Here is a 23368-nt window from a genome sequence, read left to right as displayed (position 1 = left end):
ACCATGACCTCGTCCCGACAGGATCGCATCGTGGCACTGCCCGCCCACCTGCGGGAGGTGCTGCGCGCGCGGATGGCGGGAACGGCCGGACCCGCGCCGGAGATCCCGGCCGCCGCCGACCGTTCCCGGCCGATCCCGCTCTCGGCCGCCCAGCGGCGGCTCTGGTTCCTCAGCAGGCTGCGGCCGGACGACCCGGAGTACAACAGCGCGCTCGCCCTGCGCCTGACCGGACCGCTCGACCGTGCCGCGCTGGCCGCCGCGCTGCGGTCGCTGGTCGCTCGCCACGAACCCTTGCGCACCACCTTCGAGGAGATCGACGGCGAGGGCTTCCAGATCGTCCGGGAGCCCCACGAGGTCGCGTTGCCCGTCGTGGACGTCAGGCCCGGCGAGCTCGACGACGTCCTGCGCGCCGAGTACACCCGGCCGTTCGATCTCCACCGCGGGCCACTGCTGCGCGCCGTGCTGCTGCGGCTCACCGGCACCGAGCACGTGCTGCTGGTGTGCGTGCACCACATCGCCACCGACGGCGCGTCGATGGGCGTGCTCACCGAGGAACTCGGCCTGCTCTACCGCGACGGTGAACGCGCCCGCTTGCCCGCGCAGCCGGTGCAGTACGCGGACTTCGCCGTATGGCAACGAAACCGGCCGCTCCGGGGAGCGGGTCTCGACTACTGGAAGTCGCACCTCGACGGCGTCGTCCCGCTGGAGCTGCCCACCGACCGGCCCCGGCCGCCCGTCCGGAGCACCGACGGCGCGACACGGGAGTTCACCGTGCCCACGGAGGTCGCCGGCCGCCTCGCGGAGCTGGCGCGCTCGTCGGAGACGACGCTGTTCACGGTGCTCGTCGCCGCGTGCCAAGTGCTGTTCGCCCGTTACACCGGACAGGAGGACATCCCGCTCGGCACGGTCGTGCGGGGCCGCGAACGGCCGGAACTCGAACGGGTCGTCGGCTTCTTCGTCAACACCGTCGTCCTGCGCTCGGCCGTCGACCGGTCGGTGTCCTTCACCGAGCACCTGGCTCACGCCCGCCGGACCGTTCTGGACGCCTTCGCCCACGACGACGTGCCGTTCGACGCGGTCGTCGACGCCGTGCGGGCGGGCCGCGACCCCGGCCGGAACCCGCTGTTCGACGTCATGGTGCTGCTGCACTCCGCTTCCGGCGACGGTCCCGAGTTCCCCGGCCTGGCCGTGGAACCGGCGGACGTCCCGCGGGACGCGGCGAACTTCGACCTCTCGATCGAGTTCGAGGAATCCGGTGGCAGGCTGGCCGGGCTCGTCGAATACAGCACAGAACTGTTCGACGCCACCACGATCGACGACCTGGTCGGCCACCTGCTGCGGCTGCTGGCCGGGATCGCCGCCGAACCCGGGCGCCGCATCGCGGACCTGCCGCTCACCGACAAGGACGAAGAGCGCCGCCTGCTGTCGTGGGGGAGCAACGAGCTCGAGGTCCCGGCGACGACCATCGTCGATCTTCTGGACCACCAGGCGAGCACCCGGCCGGACGACACCGCGCTCGTCTGCGGCGACACCCGGCTGACCTTCGCCGAACTCGCCGCCCGCACCGACGGCCTCGCCGCGGAACTGGCCGCTCGCGGCGCCCGTCCGGATCAGGTCGTCGCGGTGCTGCTGCCGCGTTCGGCGGACGCGATCGTCGCGTTGTTCGCCGTGCTCAAAGCCGGTGCCGTGCACCAGTCGATCGACCCCGGCCTGCCGGCCGAGCGCATCCGGACGCTGCTGGACGACACCCGGCCGGTCGTGGTCCTCGACGACACCTTCGCGGTCACCACCGACCGGCCGCGACCGGCTCCGCCGCAGCCGTCGGACGCGGCCTACGTCATCCACACCTCGGGTTCGACGGGCACGCCGAAGGGTGTCGTCGTCGGTCACGCGGCCCTGGTCAATCTCCTCGCCAACCATCGCGCCGTCTTCGGCCGCGACCGGATGCGTGTCGCGCTGACCGCGACCCTGTCGTTCGACACGTCGTGGGAAGGCCCCCTCCTGCTGGCGGACGGCCACGAACTGCACGTCATCACCGAAGAGACCCGGCTCGATCCGGACGGGCTGACCCGCTACGTGCGGGACGAGCACGTCGACTTCCTCGACGTCACACCGTCCTACCTGCGGCAGCTGCTGCCCGCCGGGCTGCTCGACGGAGAGCGCCGTCCGAAGTTCCTCATGGTCGGCGGGGAGGCCCTCGACGGTGACCTCTGGCGTGAACTCGCCGCTTCCGGAACGGAGGCGCACAACTACTACGGGCCCACCGAGTCCACTGTGGACGCCACGTGCGCGCCGGTGACCGGTGACCGGCCGGTGATCGGCAGGCCACTCGGCAACGTGACCGCCTACGTCCTGGACGAGGGGTCGCGGCTCGTACCCGCCGGGGTTCCCGGCGAACTGTGCCTCGCCGGCGCCCAGCTCGCCCGCGGCTACCTCGGCCGCCCGGGGCTGACCGCGGACCGTTTCACCGCCGACCCGTTCGGCCCGCCCGGCGCCCGGCTCTACCGCACCGGCGACCGTGCCCGCTGGACCGCCGACGGGCGGCTGCAACATCTCGGCCGCCTCGACGAGCAGCTCAAGGTCCGCGGTTTCCGGATCGAACCCGGCGAGATCGAAGCGGTGCTGCGCGCCCAGCCGTCGATCACGGACGCCGCCGTGGACGCGAGGGACGGCAAGCTGGTCGCCTACGTCGTCGGTGACGCCGACCTCGCCCAGCTTCGGACCGTGTTGCACCGCGTCCTTCCCGGCCATCTCGTCCCGTCGGCGTTCGTCGGCCTGGACCGGCTGCCGCAGACCAGGCACGGGAAACTGGACCGGCGGGCCCTGCCCGACCCCGGCCACACCACCTCGACGCCGTACGTCGCTCCCCGGAACGACCGTGAGCGGCTGGTGACCGCCATCTGGTCCGACGTCCTCGGGGTCGAACGCGTCGGTGTCGACGACGACTTCTTCGAACTCGGCGGTGATTCCCTCCTCGGCATCCGCGTACTCGCGCGGCTACGGGACAGGCTCGGCGCCGAGGTGCCCGCGCGGCTCGTGTTCACCGCGCCCACTCCGGCGCGCCTCGCCCTGCGGCTGCCCGAACGCACCACACCGCGGACGGCGATTCCGGTGCTGCCCAGGGACGGCGGCCGGTTCGAGGCGCCGCTTTCCTTCGCGCAGCAGCGGTTGTGGTTCCTCGACGAATTCGAACCGGGCAGCGCCGAATACGTGTCGCCGACGGCCTTGAGGCTGCGCGGTGAGCTGGACACGGGCGCGCTGAACCGCGCACTGACCGCACTGGTGGCCCGGCACGAGTCCCTCCGGACGACCTTCGCGACCGTCGATGGCCGCGGCGTCCAGGTGATCCATCCGCCCTACACCGTCGACGTGCCCGTCACCGAAGGCGACTTGGACAGCGCCCTCGCCGCCGCGACCGGCCCCGTCGACCTGCACACCGGACCGTCCCTGCGGGTGGCGTTGACCCGGCTCGCGCCCGGCGACCACGTGCTCACCGTCGTGCTGCACCATATCGTCACCGACGGCTGGTCCTCCGGCGTGCTGCTGGCCGAGCTGGCCACGTGCTACAGCGCTTTCCGCCGCGACGAGGAGCCGGTTCTTCCGCCGCTGCCGGCGCAGTACGCGGACTACGCCGTCTGGCAACGGGAACGGCTGCGAGGCACGGACTTCGACGCCCAGCTCAGCTTCTGGCGCAACCGCCTCGAGGGCGTGCCCGCGCTCGACCTGCCCACCGACCGGCCCCGTCCGGCCGTGCGCACCAAGAACGGTGCCCTGCACGAATTCAGCGTGCCCGCCGGGACCACGGCGCGGCTCAAGGAGCTGTCCCGGCACCAGGGCGGCACCCTCTTCATGACGCTGCTCGCCGCGAGCAAACTCCTGTTCGCGCGCTGGTCCGGGCAGGACGACATCGCCGTCGGCACCGTCGTCTCCGGTCGTGAGCGGACCGACCTCGAAGGCATGATCGGGTTCTTCGTCAACACCCTCGTCCTACGGTCCACAGTGGACTTGAAGCTCGGGTTCGACGCCTTCCTCGACGACGTGCGGGACACCGTCCTGGACGCGTTCGCGCATCAGGACGTGCCTTTCGACAGGGTCGTGGACGACCTGCAGCCCGAGCGCGACACCAGCCGCACCCCGCTGTGCCAGGTGCTGGTGGTACTGCACAACACCCCGGACCCCCAGCCGTCGATGGCGGGCTTGGCCGTCGAAGAGCTGGCGCCGCCCGTGGTGACCGCCGGTTTCGACCTCACGATCCACTTCCAGGAGACCGGCGGCCTGCTCGACGCGCTCGTCAACTACAACACCGATCTGTTCGACCCCGCCACGATCGAACGGCTGACCGGCTGGCTTCGCCGCCTGCTCGACGGCATCGCGACGGCCCCGGAACTGCCGCTCGGACGGCAGCCCTGGATCAGCCCGGCCGAACGCGACCGGGTGCTGCTCGAGTGGAACGGCAAGGCGGACGCGGAACCTTCGCCCGTACTGCACGAACTGTTCGCCGAGCGCGCGGCGCGTACTCCGGACGCCGTCGCGGTGACGAGCGGAAGCACGGAGCTGACCTATGCCGAACTGGACCGGCGCGCCAACCGCCTCGCCCATCGGCTGATCGAAGAGGGGGCGGGGCCGGAGCGGCTGGTGGCGCTACGGCTGCCGCGTTCGGCGGACCTCATCGTCGCGGTGCTCGCCGTGCTGAAGACGGGCGCCGCGTATGTGCCGATCGATCCGGCGTATCCGGCGGCGCGGATCGAGTCGACGCTGGCCGACGCGCGTCCGGTGACCGTGGTCGACTCCGTCGAGGCGGACGGCCGCCCGGACAACGCTCCGCGGGTGCGGGTCGAGCCGGACAACGCCGCCTACGTCATCTACACCTCCGGCTCCACCGGTGTGCCCAAGGGCGTGCTGATCCCGCACGCAGGCGTCACCCGCCTGTTCTCCTCGACCGCGGACTGGTTCGGCTTCGACGAGAACGACGTCTGGACGCTCTTCCACTCCTACGCCTTCGATTTCTCGGTCTGGGAACTGTGGGGCGCGCTGCTGCACGGCGGCAGGCTCGTGGTCGTCCCGCAGGACGCGGTCCGCGAACCGGAGGACTTCGTGGCGCTGCTCGCCGAACAGCGGGTGACGGTCCTGAACCAGACCCCGTCGGCGTTCTACCGGCTGAGCACGCTGCCGGCTCCGGAGCTCAGCCTGCGATACGTGATCTTCGGTGGCGAAGCGCTGGATCCGGCACGGCTGACGGAGTGGTACCGGCGGCATCCGGACGGGCCGCGGCTGGTGAACATGTACGGCATCACCGAGACCACGGTGCACGTCACGTACCGGGCGCTGGAACCGGACGGGACGGCCACCGTCGGGGCCCCGATCCCGGATCTGCGGACCTACGTGCTCGACGCCGATCTCGCTCCCGTCCCGCCCGGGGTGACCGGTGAGCTCTACGTCGCCGGGGCGGGCCTGGCTCGCGGCTATCTCGATCGTCCCGGCCTCACCGCGTCGAGGTTCGTCGCGGACCCCTTCGGCGGATCCGGCACGCGGATGTACCGCACGGGCGATCTGCTGCGGTGGACCGGCGGCGGTGAGCTGGACTATCGCGGCCGGGCCGATCACCAGGTGAAGATCCGCGGTTTCCGCATCGAACCCGGCGAGATCGAAGCGGCGCTCGTCGCGCATCCCGACGTCGAGGCGGCCGCCGTCGTCGCCAACGGGACCGGTGACGCGCGGAGGCTCGTCGCGTACCTGACCGGGCCCGTGCCGGGGACGACGGCGCTGCGGGAGTTCCTCGGCCGCTCCCTGCCCGCGCATCTGGTTCCCGCGGTGTTCGTCCCGCTGGAGCGGTTGCCGCTCAACGCCAACGGGAAGCTCGACACCCGGGCGCTGCCGGAGCCCGGCGCCCGGACCGAGAACCGGTACGTGGCCCCGCGCACCGACGTCGAGACCGTACTGGCCGGGGTGTGGTCGGAGGTGCTCGGCGTCGACCGGGTCGGCGTCGGGGACAATTTCTTCGGTCTCGGGGGAGACTCGATCCTCAGCATCCAGGTCGTCGCGGCGGCCCGGCAGGCGGGGTTGACGCTGTCGTCGAAGGATCTGTTCCGCAACCAGACCATCGCCGAACTCGCGCATGTCGCCCGTACTGAAGCACCGGCGGAGCAGGTCGAGGTGGACGACGCCGGACCGGCGCCGCTCGGCCCGATCCAGTCCTGGCTGTTCGAGCGGCTGGACGAGCCGTGGCGGCTGACCATGTCCGTGCACGTCGTGCTGTCCTCTGTGGACATGGCGAGACTGATCTCCGCGCTGAACCGGGTCGGCGAGCACCACGACGCGCTGCGCATGCGTTTCTCCCGCCCGGCCGGGGGGTGGGTGCAGGAACCTGCTCCGTTCGGCGCGGACGACCTGCTGAGACAGGTGGACCTGTCCGAAGTGGACGATGTGTCCGCCGCCATGCACACCGAGGCGGTGCGGGCGCAGACGTCGCTCGACGTGACCGCCGGGCCGCTGTGGCGTGCGGTGCTGTTCACCTTCCGGGACCGGGCTCCGCAGTTGTTCCTCACCGCCCACCATCTCGTCATGGACGGGGTGTCGTGGCGGATCCTGCTGTCCGACCTCGAACGCGCGTACCGGGGAGAAACCCTGGCGCCGGTGCGAACATCGTTCACGTATTGGGCTCGTTCGCTGCGCGAATACGTGAAAATGGGAAGACTCGACAAGGAAATCGAGTACTGGGAAACTGCGTTTCGCGGAGCTCGGGCGGACATTCCGGTAGACCGTCCGGGGCGCAACACCGTGAAGTCGGAGCGCGGTGTCTCGGTGTCACTTGGCCGGGCCGAGACCACCGCGCTCCTCCGCGACGTACCCGGCGCGTACCGCACGGAGGTCAACGACGTGCTGGTGAGCGCGCTGGGCCGGGCGCTGGTCCACTGGACGGGCCGGTCCCGGGTCGTGATCGCCATGGAAGGCCACGGTCGCGAAGAGATCGCCGGTCCGCTGGACCTTTCGCGCACGATCGGCTGGTTCACCGCGCAGTACCCGCTGCCGCTCGCCGTGCCCGAAGGAGATTGGGGAGGCGTCCTCAAATCCGTGAAGGAGCAACTTCGTGCGGTTCCGGCTAAAGGCGCGGGCTTCGGGGCTTTGCGTTACTCGAGCGGCGACGGAACACCGGGTTCCGCTTTACGGGCGGCCCCCGAACCGCGGATTTCCTTCAATTACCACGGCCGCTGGGACATGGGGAGCCCGGCAGGCGGATGGATCCGGGGCAGAGGGGAAACCCTCGGACACGACAGCGATCCGGAAAGCGTCCGTCCGTATCTGCTCGATATCGTCGGCGTCGTCGAAGCCGGCGAATTGCATCTCACCTGGCAGTATTCCGACGAAGTGCACGACGAAGCCACCGTGCGCGGGATCGCCGAGGCCATGCTCGGCGCGTTGCGCGGGATCATCGCGCACTGCGCCGAAAGCGGTGGGCGCACGCCGTCGGACTTCCCGCTGGCACGGCTCTCGCAGGCGGACGTCGACCGCTTCGCCGGCGACGGCCGCGATGTCGAGGACATCTACCCGCTCACGCCGTTGCAGACGGGCATGCTGTTCCACAGCCTGGTCGACACCGGATCGACGGCCTACTTCGACCAGTTCCGGCTTCGGTTGGCGGGCGTGAGCCTGCCGGACGCGCTGGCCGAGGCCTGGCAGCGCGTCGTCGACCACACGCCGATCCTGCGCAGCAGTATCGCCTGGGACGGCATCGAGGAGCCGGTCCAGCGGGTCCATCGCGAGGTCGTGGTGCCGGTGCGGCACCGCGACTGGCGCGCGCTCACCCCGGACGAGCAGGACCGGGAACTGGAGGAACTGCTCGCCGGCGACGTGGCGGCGGGGATGGATCTGACCGCGCCGCCGTTGATGCGGCTGGCGATCGCCCGGCTCGCCGAGGACGAGGTGCAGCTGGTGTGGACCTCGCATCACGTCCTGCTCGACGGCTGGAGTACGGCGCAGGTCTTCGGTGAAGTGTGCGAGCAGTACGCGGCCATCGTGGAAGGCCGCCCCGCGCGGCTGGTCCCGCGACGCCCGTTCCGCGACTACCTGGCCTGGCTCGCCGCGCAGGACCGTGCCGAGGCGAAGACGCACTGGCGCACCGTCCTGGACGGATTCACCACCCCGACCCCGCTGCCTTTCGATCGGCGGCCGGCGGAAGCGCACCGGGCGGAGTCCGCGGAGGCGGTACTGGTCGAGCTTTCCCCGGAGGAGTCGGCGAAACTGCACCAGACGGCGAAGTCCGCCGCGCTCACGGTCAACACGATCGTGCAGGGCGCGTGGGCGTTGCTGCTCGCGCGCTACAGCGGGGAAACCGACGTCCTGTTCGGCACGACCGTGTCCGGCCGCCCGGAGGGGATGCCGGGTGTCGAGTCGATGATCGGCATGTTCATCAACACGGTCCCGGCGCGCGTGGAGGTCCACGGCGGGGACCTCGCGCTCGACTGGCTGCGGGAAACCCAGGCGGCGCAGGCCGATGCGCGCCGCTACGACTTCCTCGCCCTGTCCGAGCTGCAGGCGTTCACGGCCGTTCCCGCCGGTACGGCGCTGTTCGACAGCGTGGTGGTGTTCGAGAACTACCCGATCGAGGACAGCGGCCAGGCCGACGTGCGCGTGCTCGACGTCGAATCGCTCGACACGACGAACTTCCCGCTGAACCTCACCGCTTACCTGCACGACAAGCTCGGGCTCGAACTCTCTTACGACCCGCGGCTGTTCGACGCGGACACGGTTCGCCGTCTCGCGGATCAGCTCGCCGGTTTCGTCCGTGCCCTCGCCGCGGACCCGCGGTGCCGCCTTGACGCGCTTTCGCCGTTGTCGCCGTCCGAACGGCGCGAACTGCTGTCGGCGGGGCGAGGTCCGCTGATCGACGTGCCGTCCGGCACGGTGCTGGACGCCTTCGAGGCGACGGTCGCCCGGGTGCCGCACGAGACCGCGCTGGTCTTCCGTGACACCGTGCTGGACTTCGCCGAGGTCGACGCCCGCGCCACACGGCTGGCGGGACACCTGGCCGCCCGGGGCGCGGGTCCGGAGACGGTGGTCGCCGTCGTGCTTCCCCGTTCGGCCGAAGCCGTCATCGCGATCCTCGCGATCTTCAAGGCGGGCGCGACCTACTTGCCGATCGACGCCGGCCTTCCGGAGGACCGGAAACGGTTCCTGCATCAGGACGCGCGACCGGTCGTCGTGCTGGACGGGACGGACCCGGGTCCCGCGACCTCGGCCGCGACCAGGGCGAGCGCGGACACCGCGGCGTACGTCATCTACACCTCCGGCTCGACGGGGACGCCGAAGGGTGTCGTCATCGACCACCGCGGCTTGCTGAACTTGCTCGCCGCACACCGCCGGGTCTTCCTCACCGAGGAGCGCCGCAAAGTGGCGCTCACCGCGTCGTTGTCGTTCGACACGTCCTGGGAAGCGCTTCTGGCCCTGGTCGACGGGCACGAGCTGCACGTGCTCGACGACGACACCCGCCTCGACCCGCACGCCGCGGTCGGCTACGTCCGCGACCACCGGATCGACCTGATGGACCTGACTCCGACGTACCTCCAGCAGCTGCTGGAGGCCGGATTGCTGAGCGGGGAGCACCGGCCCGGCACGGTCCTCGTCGGCGGTGAGGCGGCCGGCGAGCGGCTGTGGCGCGAGCTGGTCGCGTCCGGTGTCACCTCGTACAACTACTACGGCCCCACCGAAGTGACGGTCGACTCCGTCCACACCCAGGTCGAGGGAGACCGGCCGCTGATCGGCCGCCCGCTGCCCAACCTGAGGGCCTACGTCCTGGACGCCACCGGGACGCCGGTCCCGGTCGGCATACCGGGGGAGTTGTTCCTCGCCGGTGTCCAGCTCGCCCGCGGTTATCTCGGCCGCCCGGGGTTGACCGCGGACCTCTTCATCGCCGATCCGTTCGGCCCGCCGGGCACCCGGATGTACCGCACCGGCGACCGGGTGCGCTGGACCACCGACGGACGGCTCGACTACCTCGGCCGCGTGGACGACCAGGTCAAGATCCGGGGGTTCCGGGTCGAACCCGGGGAGGTGGAGGCCGTGCTGCGGCAGCACCCGGCGGTCACCGGCACCACGGTCGCCGCCCGCGACGGACGCCTCGTCGCGTACGTCGTCGGCGACACCCGGGGACTGCGGGACTGGCTGCGGGACCGCCTGCCCGGCCACCTCGTCCCGTCGGCGTTCGTCGCGCTCGACGCCCTTCCCTTGACCCGTAACGGCAAGGTCGACAAGCGCGCGCTGCCGTCGCCCGGTCGCGACGCCGCGGCCGAGTACGTGGCACCGCGGACCGAGACCGAACGCCGTGTCGCCGTCATCTGGGCGGAGGTCTTGAAACTCGACCGGATCGGTGTGACGGACAACTTCTTCGAACTCGGTGGCGACTCGATCCTCAGCATGCGGATCACGTCGCGGGTGCGAACGGAACTGGACGCCGACGTCTCGCCGCGCGCGTTGTTCACCGCACCGACCCTCGGCCGGTTCGCCGCGGCGCTGCCGGACCGGCGGGCCGGAACGCGGCCGATCCCGGTCGTGGCCCGCGACGGTGCCTTGCCGTTGTCCTTCGCCCAGCAGCGATTGTGGTTCCTCGACGAGTTCGAGCCCGGTGGCACCGGATACCTGTCGCCCACGGCGTTGCTGCTTCGCAGGGAACTCGACGTCACCGCCCTCGAACAGGCGCTGGAGCTCTTGGTGGCGCGCCACGAGTCGCTGCGCACGACGTTCGACGCGATCGACGGCCGCGGCGTCCAGGTCGTGCACGAGCCGTACGGCGTCGACCTCCAAGTCGAGGAGTTCGACGAAGACGTGCTGGCCCGGGAAGCGTCGCGCCCGTTCGACCTGCGCACCGGACCGCTCCTGCGGGCGCGGCTCTTCCGGCGGACGTCCGAAGACCACATCCTGCTGCTGGCGCTGCACCACATCGTCACCGACGGCTGGTCGGCGGGTGTGCTGGCCGCCGAACTCGACGAGGTCTACACCGCCCTCGTCCGCGGCGAGAACCCGGAACTGCCCGAACTTCCCGTGCAGTACGCGGACTTCGCGTCCTGGCAACGGGAACTCCTCGACGGGCCCGAACTCGCCGGTCAGCTGGACCACTGGCGGGAGCGTCTCGCCGGACTGGAACCCCTCGAGCTGCCCACCGACCGGCCCCGCCCTGCGGTGCGCACGACGGAGGGTGAATGGATGGGGTTCGAGCTTCCCGCCGACGTCGTCGCGAAGCTCCGGGAGCTGGCCACCGCCCAGGACGGCACTCTGTTCATGACCTTGGTGGCCGCCTGCCAGGTCCTGCTGGCCGGGTGGGCGGGCCAGCGGGACGTCGCCGTCGGCACGGTCACCGCGGGGCGGGAACGCGCCGAACTGCAACGCCTCGTCGGGTTCTTCGTCAACACCCTGACCCTGCGGTCCACTGTGGACAGAGCACGGTCGTTCCGTGACTTCCTGACCCAGGTGCGGTCCGTGGTGCTCGACGCCTTCGACCACCAGGACATCCCGTTCGAGCGCGTGGTGGACGCCGTGCAACCGGTCCGCGATCCGAGCCGGACCCCGCTGTTCCAGGCCATGGTGGTCCTGCAGAACACCGGTGACCGGCCCGGGTCCGGCACGCTCGTCGCGGGGGAGGTCGCGCTGCCCGCGGTGTCGGCCCCCTTCGACCTCCTCGTGCAGTTCGAGCAGGACGGCGACACGGTGCACGGGGCGATCAACTACAACACCGGACTGTTCGACGCGGAGACCATCGACCGGCTGATCGCGCGGCTGCGGGCGCTCCTGACCACGCTCGCCGCCGAGCCGGACCAGCCGATGGCGGCTCTGCCGTCATTGCCGCGGAGCGAACTCGACCGATTGCGAACCTGGAACGACACCGCGCGCGAGATCCCGGCCGCCTCCCTCGCCGAACTCGTCGAAGCACAGACCCGCCGGACCCCCACCGCGTCCGCGCTGGTGTCCGACGCCGGTTCGCTGACCTTCGCCGAGCTGAACGCGCGGGCGAACCGGCTGGCTCGGTCGCTCGCCGAGCGGGGCGCCGGGCCCGAGCGGATCGTGGCCGTCCGGCTGCCGCGATCGGTCGCGCTCGTGGTCACCGAACTGGCCGTCGCCAAGACCGGCGCCGCGTTCCTGCCCGTGGATCCCGGCTATCCGGCCGAACGGATCGAGTTCATGCTGCGGGACGCCGGCCCCGTGCTGGTGGTGGACGGCGAACTCGACGCGGCCGGATACGACGACACCGACCTCGGTGTCCGGGTCGACCCGGCGCAGCCCGCGTACGTGATCTACACGTCCGGCTCGACCGGGCGGCCCAAGGGGGTCGTCGTCACCCATGCCGGGCTCGCGTCGTTCTCGGCCGCCGAGATCGAGCATTGCGAGGTGCGGCCGGGTGATCGTGTGCTCGCCTTCAGCTCGCCCAGCTTCGACGCCTCGATCCTGGAACTGTGCCTGTCCCTGCCCGCCGGCGCCGCGCTCGTCGTCCCGCCCGAGGGGCCGCTGCTCGGCACCCACCTCGCCGACGTCCTGCGACGGCGCCGGATCACCCACGCGCTGATCCCGCCGATCGCGCTGGCCACCGTGCCCGAGGCGGAGCTGCCCGATCTCCGCACGGTGATCGTCGGCGGGGACACCTGTCCGGCGGCGCTGGTGGACCGGTGGGCGCCCGGAAGGCGGATGATCAACGCGTACGGGCCCACGGAGTCCACTGTGGTCACTTCGTGGAGCGAGCCGCTGACCCCGGGCGGGCCACCGCCGATCGGTACCCCGATCCCGAACACCGAGGTCCACGTCCTGGACACCGCGCTGCGGCCGGTGCCGATCGGGACCACCGGCGAGCTGTTCGTCTCCGGCGCCGGGCTGGCCCGCGGCTACCTGCACCGGCCGGGACTGACCGCGGACCGGTTCGTGGCGAATCCCTTCGGTGACCGGGGAAGCCGGATGTACCGGACCGGGGATCTGGTCCGCTGGACCGCCCGGGGCGCGCTGGAGTTCGCGGGCCGCGTGGACGAGCAGGTCAAGATCCGCGGTTTCCGGGTGGAACTCGGCGAGATCGAGACGGCGTTGCGCCGTCATCCCGACGTGCGGGACGCGGTGGTGGTCGCTCGTGAGCTCGATGGCCACAAACGGCTTGTCGCCTACGTCGTCGGCGAGGTGGCGGAGCCACGGGCCTTCCTCGGCGAGACGTTGCCCGACTACCTGGTGCCGTCGGTCTTCGTACCCGTGGACGCGATCCCGATCACGGCCAACGGCAAGGTCGACCGCGCGGCGCTCCCGGCTCCGGACCCGTCCTCGGTGCGGGGCGCGGGCCATGTGGAGCCACGCACCGAGACGGAAGCGGTGCTCGCGGACCTGTGGGCCGAAGTCCTCGGCCTGGGCCGGGTCGGTGCCACGGACAACTTCTTCGATCTCGGCGGCGACTCGATCCTCGGCATCCAGGTCGTCCACCGGGCCCGGCAGGCCGGGCTGGCGATGCGGTCGAAGGACCTGTTCACCCACCAGACGGTCGGCGAGCTGGCGACGGTGGTGAAACCGGTGGACACCGCCGACGCGGACCGCGAGGCCGTCGTCGGTGACGTCCCGCTGACCCCGATCCAGCGGTGGTTCTTCGCCTCCGAACCGGCCAACCCGGCGCATTTCAACCAGTCGGTGCTCGTCGAACTCGCCGGACCGGTGGCGGAGGAATCGCTGCGGCTCGCGCTGGACGCCGTCATCACCCAGCACGACGCGCTGCGTCTGCGCTTCGAGCGGACCGACGCGGGGTGGACGCAGTACAACGAACCGCCGGAGCCGAGGCCGGTGCTGAAGAAGGTGCCCGCGGCCGACTTGGCGGACGAGGCCGAAGACGCGCAGGCCGGTTTCGACCTGGCACGGCCGCCGCAGCTGCGCGCGGTGCTGACGGAACCGGACGGCGCGGAGAATCCCCGGCTGCTGCTCGCCGCGCACCACCTGGTCGTCGACGCGGTGTCGTGGGGCATCCTGCTCGAAGACCTCGAACGCGCGTACCGGCAGATCGAAGCCGGCGAGAAGACCGATCTCGGCACCAAGACGACGTCCTTCCGCGAGTGGGCGCACCGGCTGCGCGAGTACGTCGAAGCCGGCGGATTGGACGGTGAACACGGGCATTGGTCGAGGGAGCTTCCTGGTCACACGATTCCGCGCGACCGCACCAGAGTTCCGCCCGCGCCACCGGAATCGGTGACCGTGGAGGTCGGCGAGCGGGACACCGACGCCCTGCTGCACCTGGCTCCCGGCGCCTACCGGACCCGGATCAACGACGTCCTGCTGACCGCGCTGGCCAGGGCGCTCACCCGCTGGACGGGCGAATCCGCCGTCGCGGTCGATCTGGAGGGCCACGGCCGGGAGGAGATCCTCGAAGGCGTCGACCTGTCCCGGACCGTAGGGTGGTTCACGACGTTGTTCCCCGTCGGGCTCATGGTCGACGACTCGGCGGGCTGGCGGCAACTCGTCAAGGCGACCCGGAAGCAGTTGCGTGCCCTGCCCGGCAACGGTTTCGGCTATGGCGCCCTGCGGTATTTCCGGTTTCCGGAACTCGGTGACACGGCTCCGGAGGTCGCGTTCAACTACCTGGGCCAAGGCGACCACGCGAGCGAGGGGAGCGGTTTCTACCGCCGGGCGCACGCGCCGCTCGGGCGTGAACAGGACCCCGGGAACCGCCCGCCGCACGTACTCGAAGTGGTCGGCGGGGTGCGGGACGGCCGGCTGGAGTTCTCCTGGTACTACCAGCCACACCTGAACACGCGGGACACGGTGGCGGCCGTGGCCGCGGACTTCGCCGACGCCTTGCGCGCCATCGCGTCCGACTGCCGTGGTGACGAGACGTGAGCGGGCTGCGGAACAATCGCGACTACCGTCTACTGTGGACCGGGCAGGTCGTCTCCGAGGCCGGGTTCAGCACCACCATGATCGCCTTTCCGCTGGTGGTGCTGGCGATCACCGGCTCCGGTGTCCAATCAGGACTCGTGGTCGGCGCGGTGGCGATCGCCCAGCTGGCCGCCGGGCTGCCCGCCGGCGCGCTCGCGGACCGCTGGTCCCGCAAGCGGATCATGCTCGGTTGCGAGGCCGCGCAGGCGATCGCGGCCGCCGCGCTCGTGCTCACGCTGTGGTGGGACGCGGCCGGAGTCGGTCTCCTGGTCGTCGTCGCGGTGGTGATGGGAGTGTGCCGCGCCTTGTTCGAGCCGGCGGAGGAGGCGAGCCTGCCGCTGCTGGTCCCGGCCGACCAGGTCCCGTCGGCGGTCTCGCTGAACGCCGCGCGGACGAGCGCCGGGCAGCTGTCGGGTACCGCGCTCGGCGGGTTCCTGTTCTCCTTCGGCCGGTTCGTGCCGTTCGTCTTCGACGTCGTGACCCACCTCTTCGCCTTCGTTTCGCTGCTTTTCGTCCGCCTCCCGGTCCGCCGGACCACCGCTTCCCGGCCGCCCGCGCATCTGGGCAAGGAGATCGCGGAAGGACTGAAGTGGGTGTGGCGGCAACCTCGGCTGCGCGTCACGACGTTCTGCGTGGTCGGTCTCAACCTGTTCTTCTCGGCCTACTACCTGGTGATCATCGTGCTCGCCGACGGCCGGGGCATGCCATCCGGGGAGATCGGCGTCATGGCCGCGATGCTCGGCGGCGGCGGGGTGCTCGGTGCGCTGGCCGCGCCCGTCCTGTACCGCAGGTTCAGCCCGTATCTGTTGATCGCCGGCGTGTTCTGGGCCTTGACCGTCCTGACACCCCTCGCGATCTTCGTGCACAGCGGATATCTCATGGGCCTGCTGTTCGCGGGGATCGCCTTCCTGCCGCCCGCCGCCAACACGGCCATCAGCACCTACCAGTTGCTCAACACACCCGACGAGTTGCGCGGCCGTCTCGGCGGCGTGCTGGGAGTGACCGGTGGCCTGGCCGCCGCGCTCGGCCCCGCGCTGGGCGGCTGGCTGGTCGAACTCCTGCCCGGCTCCACCGCGGTACTGGCGTGCGCGGGCGCCATCGCGGTCGTCACGCTGCTCACCACCTTCAACCGCACGCTGCGCGGGCTTTCCGTCACGTCCGAACCATCCGAAGTGGAAACCACCGCAAGTTAGGGAGAGAGAACCGATGGACGACGACACCACGTTCCAGGTCCTGATCAACGACGAAGAGCAGTACTCGCTTTGGCCCGCGGGCAAGGAGATCCCCGAGGGCTGGCGTCCCGATGGCAAGACGGGCACCCGCCAGGAGTGCATGGACCACGTGGACCAGGTCTGGACGGACATGCGCCCCCGGAGCCTGAGGGAGCGCATGGCGGCCGAATGACCGGTCGCGGTGCCCGGGGCGATGACCGCGCCGGGCACCGCCCCGGCACTCCTCGGACTCACGAGTGGAATCCGGCGAAATGGGTAAATAGACCGGTATGACTGAGGGTCGAGTGGCGGTGTTCGCGCCGTCTCCGCAGCTGACGGTGACGGTGGAGGAACTGGACGGGGCGCCGGACGTCCACGTGCACGCGGGCGGACAGGGGGTATGGCAATCGCGGATGATCGACGCCCTCGGCGGGCAGGCGGTGTTGTGCTGCGCGCTCGGCGGGGAGACGGGACGGGTGTTGCGGCACCTGATCGGCATAGCCGCCGAGGTTCGTGAAGTCGCGGCGCGCAACGGCGCCTACGTGCACGATCGGCGTGACGGCCGTCGCGACGAGGTGGTGAGGATGCCCGCCGACGCGTTGACCCGGCACGAACTCGACGATCTGTATGAGCTGACCCTGGTTCAGGCTTTGCGCGCGGACGTGGCGATCCTCAGCGGGCCGGACGAGGACGACGTGCCCGTGCCGCATTCGGTGTACGAGCGGCTCGCCCGCGATCTGGGCAGCCACGGCACTCCGGTCGTGGTGGACCTGTCCGGGGAGCGGCTCGCCTGTGCGCTCGCGGGTGAGCCCGCGGTGATCAAGGTCAGCCACGAGGAGATGGTCGAGGACGGGCTGGCCAAATCGGATTCGCTGACCGACCTCGCGGACGGTTGCCGAGAGCTGGCGTCGGGCAACGCGCGCGCCGTCGTCGTGTCCCGCGCGGCCGAGGAGACGCTCGCCTACCTCGAAGGACGGCTGGTCCTGGTCGAATCACCCGACCTGACCCCGGTCGACACCCGCGGCGGCGGAGACTCGATGACCGCGGGGCTCGCGGTCGGCCTGGCGCAAGGCCGGTCACTGGAGGACGCGGTGAAGCTCGGGGCCGCGGCGGGCGCGATCAATGTGACCCGGCACGGTCTCGGCTCGGGGAGCGATGAGGCCGTGCGTGAACTCACCGGGCGAGTACGGTTGAAGCCGTGGGAGGCGTCCTGATGCGCGCCCTGATCACCAACGACGACGGTATCGACTCGCCGGGCCTGGCGGCGCTGGCCCGCGGTGCGGCGGACCACGGCTGGAACGTGGTGGTAGCCGCGCCCGCGGCGGAGGCCAGCGGAACCAGTGCGGGCCTGACCGGCGCCGGCGGCGAAGGCCGTGTCGCGGTCGAACGGCGGGAATTGCCCGGCCTGCCCGATATCCCGGTGTTCGCCGTCTCCGCGCACCCTGGGCTGATCGCCTTGGCGGCCGCGCAGGGATCGTTCGGCGATCCACCGGAGATCGTCCTGTCCGGGGTGAACCACGGGGCGAACGTCGGACGCGCGATCCTGCATTCGGGCACGGTCGGCGCGGCGCTGACCGCCTCGCTCAACGGTGCCAGGGCTCTCGCGGTGTCCCTGGACGTGGGACTGGATCCCGGCCCGCGACCCCACTGGGACACCGCAGTCTCGGTCGCCGCGACGTTGTTCGACAGGCTCGCGGGCCTGCCCGCCGGCACCGTCTTGAACCTCAACGTGCCCGATCGTGCCGAGACGGGACCGGTGAGGCGCACCGGGCTGGCCGAATTCGGTGCGGTGCGCAGTCACGTCCAGAACGGCGAGGACGGCGCGTTCACCCTCACCGCCGTGACGGGCGAGGGCGAGCTGTCGCCGGGCAGCGACGCCCATCTGCTCGGTCAGGGCCACGCGACGGTGACCCCGCTGAAATCGGTGAGCGAAGACAGCGCCTTGGACTGGTGATCGCGCACATGCCTTGAGTGGTCAGGACAAACCTGGTGCCGCGCTCATCGAGGGCGTCGGCACAAGTGGTGAGTCGAACGCTATGACCTGGTGAATTCGAAGCCGGTGAACGACGTGCCCGTTGCCATATCCCACGGTCACGTTGTCCGGCTTGACGGGCGCGAACACCATCTGGTTACTGGCCGACCCATTTGTCGGCGGCCGGACAGCATGCGGCGTCGCCGCGGTCCGCACGGCGACGATTCGGACGTCGAGCCCGACCGCCGGACCGGGTACTGTGCCGCTACTGGATGGACCTTCTGCGGGAAGACACTGGGGAACACGAATGAGTATGGATGACGGCGAACGGGTGGCCGCATCGGTGGACAAGGTCTCGGTGGGGCGTGTGTATGACTATCTGCTCGGCGGGACGCACAACTACGCCGTCGATCAGGCCTTCGCCGAGAAGCAGCTCGAGGTCCTGCCGGAGATCCGGGACTTCGCCCGCGCGAACCGCGCGTTTCTCGGCCGAGCGGTCCGCTTCATGGTCGCGCAGGGGATCCGGCAGTTCGTGGACATCGGCTCCGGTCTGCCGACACAGGGCAACGTGCACGAGGTCGCCGACGAGGTGGCACCGGGTGAATGCCGGGTGGTCTACATCGACAACGAGCCGATCGCCCGGGCACACGCGCAGATCCTGCTCGAGGAGACCGCGGACCCGCACCGGCACGCGGCACTGGACGCCGACTTTTTCGACCGGCGCCTGCTGTGGGACCGCGTGCTCGACACCGGCCTGATCGACCGGACCCAGCCGATCGGGCTGCTGCTGGTCGCCCTGTTGCATTTCATGCCCGACGACCAGGGCCCGCACGCCGCGCTCGGTTTCCACCGCGCGATGCTTCCGCCGGGCAGTTTCCTGGCGGTCTCCCATATCCACGTCGCGCCCGAGGATGTCGAGACACAGGACGCGGGCAAGAAGGTGGCGCGGGAGTACGGGCGGCGGACCAATCACGCCGCGGTCATGCGGTCGCGGGAACAGATCGGCGAGTTCTTCGGGGACTTGGAGCTGGTCGAGCCCGGCTTGGTGTGGCTGCCCCAATGGCGCCCGGATATCCCGAACCCGGTCAAGGATGCGGCACGGTCGCGCGGCCTGGCCGGAGTGGCCCGCACCCATTGAAAGATCCCAGTGACCCGGGCACGCGGAGCCGATCAATTCGGCGCAGGCGCTTCGGTCAGAGGTGGGCGCCCCGCGTTGTCGGACGAGCGCGAACCGCGTGGCGCATCGGGCACGAAACGGCTCTTTCCCTCGTTGGTGACAGTCGACTTGCGATGTCATCCCCGCACGGCTCGTTTCGGCCGGGTCCGCGAACCCACCGTCCGGCCGGCGCGAGGAACGAATTCAGGCCGTGACGGGAAAGTGGCTCATGCCTCGGATGGAATTGCCTTCCCGGCGTCGAAGCGGACCTGCCTGGCGCAGGAGCGGCATTCGCTCCGCGAGGGTGCGGAAGACGATTTCGCCTTCGATACGCGCCAGCCTGGCGCCGAGGCAATAGTGTATTCCACTGGAGAATGCCAGGTGGTCCGGTGAGCCGGAGCGGGTGATGTCGAATTCGTCCGGCCTTTCGTACACCTCCGGATCACGGTTGGCCGCGGCCAGGAGCACGGCGACGAACTGGCCGGGCCTGATCGTTCGCCCGGCCAGCTCCACCTCGGTGTGCGCGATCCGCAGCGACGCCTGCACCGGAGGGTCGTAGCGCAGCGCTTCCTCCACCGCGGCGGAGGCGAGGCCCGGGTCGGCGCACAACGACTCCCACTGCCGTGGGTGCCCCAGCAAGGCCCGGACGCCGTTGCCGATCAGATTGACCGTCGTCTCGAAACCGGCGATCAGCAACAGCAACGCGGTGCCGTGCAGTTCCCGCGCGGTCATCCTTTCGTCCCCGACGGCGGCCGCGAGATCGCTGATCACGTCGTCGCCGGGCACCGCCGTCCGTTCGTGAAGCAGCCGGTCGAACAACACGACCAGGTTCTCGCCGACGGTGATCAGCCGTTCGGCTTGCCGGACCGAGTGCACCCCGCTGAGGCCTTCGCCGATCAAAGTGCCGTACTCGGCGAAGACCGACCGCTCGGCGGCCGGGATACCGAGCAGGTCACTGATCACCGTGATCGGGAGCGGCGCGGCCAGATCCTTGATGAGGTCGAAGGTCTCCTGCCCGGCGACCTTGGCCAGGAGTGAGTCCACCGCCGCCTGCACCGCCGGCCGGTAGCGGTCCACCCGCCCGGGCTTGAACGCGGGCGCGGCGAGCCGGCGCAGCCGGGTGTGGTCGGGTGGATCCAGGTCGAGAAAGCTCTCCGGGTAGGTCTGGGACACCATGCCCAGCGCGCCGGTGAGCGCGGGCGTGCCGTCCGCGTATTTCATGCCGAACCGGCGATCCCGCAGGACCTGATCGCACAGCGCGAAGGAAGCCGTGGCCCACGACCCGCTCAAACCGCGGTACAGCGGGCCTTTCGCCCTTATCAGCTCATACAACGGATACGGGTCGTCCCGCCATTTCGGATGCTCCACCTGTGCGAGCAGGTCGCCGAGCCCGCCGAGCAGCCTGCTGACGGTTTTGGAGACCTGGATCTGCGAACCGAGCCGCAGCGCGGCGGCGGGGCCCAAGGCGTTCATCGTTTCCTCCTTCGGATCGCCGGCGCTTACCGGAACCGGTCGGCGTTCTCGGCGGCCCACTGGGCGAAGGAACGCGGTGGTCTGCCGGTGACCTCCCGCACGGTCGGCTCGACCGCGGCGCCCGTCTCGGGTGGGTTCAGGCCGAGCCGGATGCCGAACTCCACGTCGTCCGGCCCCCAGCCCAACGCCGTGAGACGGGCTCGTTCCTGCTCCTCGGACAACTGCTCGAACCGGATGGGCCTGCCGATCGCCTCGGCGATCAGGGCGACACGCCGCTCGGGCGTGACCGGTTCCGGCCCGGTGATCGGATAGGCCTTCCCGGCATGGTCGTCGGTGGTGAGGGCCGCCACCGCCACGTCGGCGATGTCGGACTCGTGCACCACCGATCCGGGCAGGTTGCCGAAGACCCGCACGACTCCCTCCGTACGCACCGAATCCGCCCATTCCAGCGCGTTCGCCATGAATTCCACCGGTAGCAGACGAGTCCAGGGGAGTTCACTCGCGTCGAGTGCGGCCTCGACCCCGCCCGGGTAGAAGCCGGAGAGCACGCTGACCCGGCGTACTCCGGCCCGGTGGGCCAGTTCCACCAGTCGCGGGCCGGTTTCCAGCGGCGCGCTGTAATCGCCGCCGAAGGTGATCAGGTGCAGGCCGGTGACACCTTCGAGAGCGCCGGCGAGACTGCCGGGCTCGGTGAGGTCTCCCTGGACGACCTCCACTCCCCGGGGGAAGTGCGCCTTCGCCGGGTCGCGGGTCAACGCTCGTACTCCGTGCCCGGTCTTGACCAGGCGCGCCACGAGGTGGCGGCCGACGGTGCCCGTGGCACCGGTGACCAGAATCGTCATGAGCGGCTCCTCCTGAACGGCGATGATTCCCTGGCGTTCGCGGACTTTACGACGAGCACATGGCAAATACCTTGCAAAGCCATTGAGTAAGGCGATTTCCGTCCGCTTTTGAACGGTCGTGGAAAGGCTTGGCTCCTCCTTCTTCGTCCGGTTATGTTCGGTTGGCAAGGGCAACCGAGGAAAGGGATGGAAAATGAAGGTTCCGAGCAGGCGGATGACGGGGGTCGTCGCCGGTGCCGCGGCGCTTTTCGCGGCGGTTTCGATCGCGGCCGCTCCGGCGGGTGCCTCCGAGGCCGGGGTGCAGACCGACGCGTGGCCCTGTGCGGGCCCGGCGGATTTCTTCGCCGCCAAGAACAAGAACGGCTCCTGGACGTGTTACGCGAACTCCGGGTCGAGCCTCGCGCGCTCGTTCAACACCGTTCACTGGCAGTCGGGTGCGAACACCGGATACTTCTGGCACGAATGCCACGGGACGCATTACCCTGCCAAACGATTCATCGCCTGGCAGAGTGAATCGCTCGGTGATTGCACCATTTACAAGGTGAACATCGACTGAATGCGCACAGCACAGGGGCCGTCTCCACGACCGCGGAGGCGGCCCCGCGCATTCACACCGGGTGCCGGTGGCCGAGAAGATCCGATCCCAAGCGGGTCAGCCGATGACGTACCGCCGGTCCGGCCCGCTCGGTGGTGATCAGCCCGGCGGAGCGCAGGATCGACGCGTGATAGCTGGCCACGGAGACGGTGACGCCCGCTCGCCGGCCCAGCTCCGTCGTCGTGCAGCCGTCGCCGACGGCACGGAGTGTCCCGGCGCGGGTCGGCCCCAGCAGATCCTCCAGTGACTTCGCGTCCGCGGCGCGCGCTTGGGGAGGGCAGGTCGCCGGCTCCGGACGCGCGGTGGCGGGGAAGACGAGTACCGGCGGCAGGGCGGGGTCGGCGAGCACCGTCGGGCGTCCGTGACAGAAGAACGACGGCAACAAGCGCAATCCCCGTCCACCGAGCCACAGGTCCCGGACGATGTGGTCGCCGTCCAGTTCGAGCGTGTCACCACGCCAGGTGAGCGCCGGGTGCAGCGTCGCCAGTAGCCCGTCCGTTCCACGCGTCACCAGCACCCGAGTCCGGACGGTGGCGTCCTCGCGTACGTGGTGCTCGATCCGCGCCCAGGACGGCTCCACCGCTGTCCGGTGGTAGTCGGCGAGCCCGCGCGTGAGGTCGGCCAGGGCGGCGCGGTCGCCGGTGGCCAGTCTGGCGGCCCACCGTGTCGGCATCGCCCGCCCGGCGAGCCGCGCGAGTTCGGCCCGAAGCCGATGACGCGGCGTGCGCCGCAGCGCGGCGAGCCCGCTTTCGAGACCTGCCGCGGATTCCGGTGGCGTGAGGAAATCCGGTGAATAGCCCCGTGGCGGCGCCAGATCGAAGAGGGCTCGCATGGCGGGGCTCGACTTGACTCCGGTGCGCCAGCGTTCATGACGCGGTTCCACCGCCGGGCTTTGCAGGACGTGCAAACTCAAAAGCACCTCCCATAGGGGATCCGGCTCGGTGGAGAGGATGACACGAGCCAGGTCGGCGGCCGAGAAATGGATGTGCAGCGGCATTCCGGTGAGTCGCCTTTCGGACGGGAAGCCCTCGATCGTGTCGGCAACGGTAAGGCGGCGGCATTGCACCGGAATGGAAAGGAGCTGGCAGGCACGACCTCGCGCTCGTCGATGGCCCCACGCCCGCGTTAACCCGTTTGTGCCTCCACGCCGGACTGCGCTATAGAGGAATCTTCGGCGGGTGTCTTGGGGGGCGCGGTGCGATTCGGGATTCTCGGTCCGGTGGGGGCGTGGGGGACGCTGGG

10 protein-coding genes are annotated in these 23368 nt (G+C 70.4%); 7 read left to right on the top strand and 3 right to left on the bottom strand.

What is annotated here, in order from left to right; all coding sequences use genetic code 11:
- Positions 1-3: 3 nt before the first annotated feature.
- From ACXIZN_RS16295 to ACXIZN_RS16270, 6 genes are all read left to right on the top strand, one after another.
- Positions 4-14838: an amino acid adenylation domain-containing protein gene (locus ACXIZN_RS16295; protein ID WP_457955441.1), complete on the top strand. Its 14835-nt coding sequence runs from the start codon at positions 4-6 to the stop codon at positions 14836-14838.
- Positions 14835-16070: an MFS transporter gene (locus ACXIZN_RS16290; protein ID WP_457955439.1), complete on the top strand. Its 1236-nt coding sequence runs from the start codon at positions 14835-14837 to the stop codon at positions 16068-16070. The genes ACXIZN_RS16295 and ACXIZN_RS16290 overlap by 4 nt, the downstream gene beginning before the upstream one ends.
- 13 nt (positions 16071-16083) lie before the next feature.
- Positions 16084-16281 (top strand): MbtH family protein, encoded by a 198-nt coding sequence (locus tag ACXIZN_RS16285; protein WP_219151391.1) that lies wholly within the window; start codon positions 16084-16086, stop codon positions 16279-16281.
- Between the two features lie 97 nt (positions 16282-16378).
- The gene (locus tag ACXIZN_RS16280; RefSeq protein ID WP_457955437.1) at positions 16379-17302 is read left to right on the top strand and encodes a 1-phosphofructokinase family hexose kinase; all 924 of its coding nucleotides are present in this window, start codon (positions 16379-16381) and stop codon (positions 17300-17302) included.
- Positions 17287-18042 carry a 5'/3'-nucleotidase SurE gene (surE, locus tag ACXIZN_RS16275; RefSeq protein ID WP_457955435.1) on the top strand — a complete coding sequence of 252 codons (756 nt, stop codon included), beginning with the start codon at positions 17287-17289 and terminating at the stop codon, positions 18040-18042. The genes ACXIZN_RS16280 and surE overlap by 16 nt, the downstream gene beginning before the upstream one ends.
- Before the next feature lie 325 nt (positions 18043-18367).
- A complete protein-coding gene (locus tag ACXIZN_RS16270) occupies positions 18368-19198 on the top strand; it encodes an SAM-dependent methyltransferase (protein ID WP_457955433.1) in 831 nt (276 codons plus the stop codon).
- Between the two features lie 222 nt (positions 19199-19420).
- On the opposite strand, the gene ACXIZN_RS16265 is transcribed toward ACXIZN_RS16270, so the two are convergent.
- A complete protein-coding gene (locus ACXIZN_RS16265) occupies positions 19421-20689 on the bottom strand; it encodes a cytochrome P450 (protein ID WP_457955432.1) in 1269 nt (422 codons plus the stop codon).
- Between the two features lie 26 nt (positions 20690-20715).
- Complete coding sequence (locus ACXIZN_RS16260; RefSeq protein WP_457955430.1) at positions 20716-21531, bottom strand: NAD(P)H-binding protein; 816 nt, start codon at positions 21529-21531, stop codon at positions 20716-20718.
- Positions 21532-21724: 193 nt separating this feature from the next.
- Between ACXIZN_RS16260 and ACXIZN_RS16255 the strand changes: the two genes are divergently transcribed.
- On the top strand, positions 21725-22087 hold the full coding sequence (locus ACXIZN_RS16255; RefSeq protein ID WP_457955428.1) for a hypothetical protein: 363 nt from the start codon (positions 21725-21727) through the stop codon (positions 22085-22087).
- Positions 22088-22139: 52 nt separating this feature from the next.
- Here the strand turns inward: ACXIZN_RS16255 and ACXIZN_RS16250 are convergent, their stop codons facing one another.
- Complete coding sequence (locus tag ACXIZN_RS16250; RefSeq protein ID WP_457955427.1) at positions 22140-23123, bottom strand: DUF5937 family protein; 984 nt, start codon at positions 23121-23123, stop codon at positions 22140-22142.
- Between the last annotated feature and the right edge of the window lie 245 nt (positions 23124-23368).

The organism is Amycolatopsis sp. TRM77291 (genome assembly GCF_054166285.1).
Note: the sequence above shows the minus strand (reverse complement) of the source record. Positions and strands in the feature narration are given on the sequence as shown.

What these genes read in the sequence shown, in the direction of transcription:
- ACXIZN_RS16260 (WP_457955430.1), bottom strand. Translation starts at nt 21,531, where the DNA reads ATGACGATTCTGGTCACCGGTGCCACGGGCACCGTCGGCCGCCACCTC.
- ACXIZN_RS16250 (WP_457955427.1), bottom strand. Translation starts at nt 23,123, where the DNA reads ATGCCGCTGCACATCCATTTCTCGGCCGCCGACCTGGCTCGTGTCATC.
- ACXIZN_RS16280 (WP_457955437.1), top strand. Translation starts at nt 16,379, where the DNA reads ATGACTGAGGGTCGAGTGGCGGTGTTCGCGCCGTCTCCGCAGCTGACG.
- ACXIZN_RS16285 (WP_219151391.1), top strand. Translation starts at nt 16,084, where the DNA reads ATGGACGACGACACCACGTTCCAGGTCCTGATCAACGACGAAGAGCAG.
- ACXIZN_RS16295 (WP_457955441.1), top strand. Translation starts at nt 4, where the DNA reads ATGACCTCGTCCCGACAGGATCGCATCGTGGCACTGCCCGCCCACCTG.
- ACXIZN_RS16255 (WP_457955428.1), top strand. Translation starts at nt 21,725, where the DNA reads ATGAAGGTTCCGAGCAGGCGGATGACGGGGGTCGTCGCCGGTGCCGCG.
- ACXIZN_RS16270 (WP_457955433.1), top strand. Translation starts at nt 18,368, where the DNA reads ATGAGTATGGATGACGGCGAACGGGTGGCCGCATCGGTGGACAAGGTC.
- ACXIZN_RS16265 (WP_457955432.1), bottom strand. Translation starts at nt 20,689, where the DNA reads ATGAACGCCTTGGGCCCCGCCGCCGCGCTGCGGCTCGGTTCGCAGATC.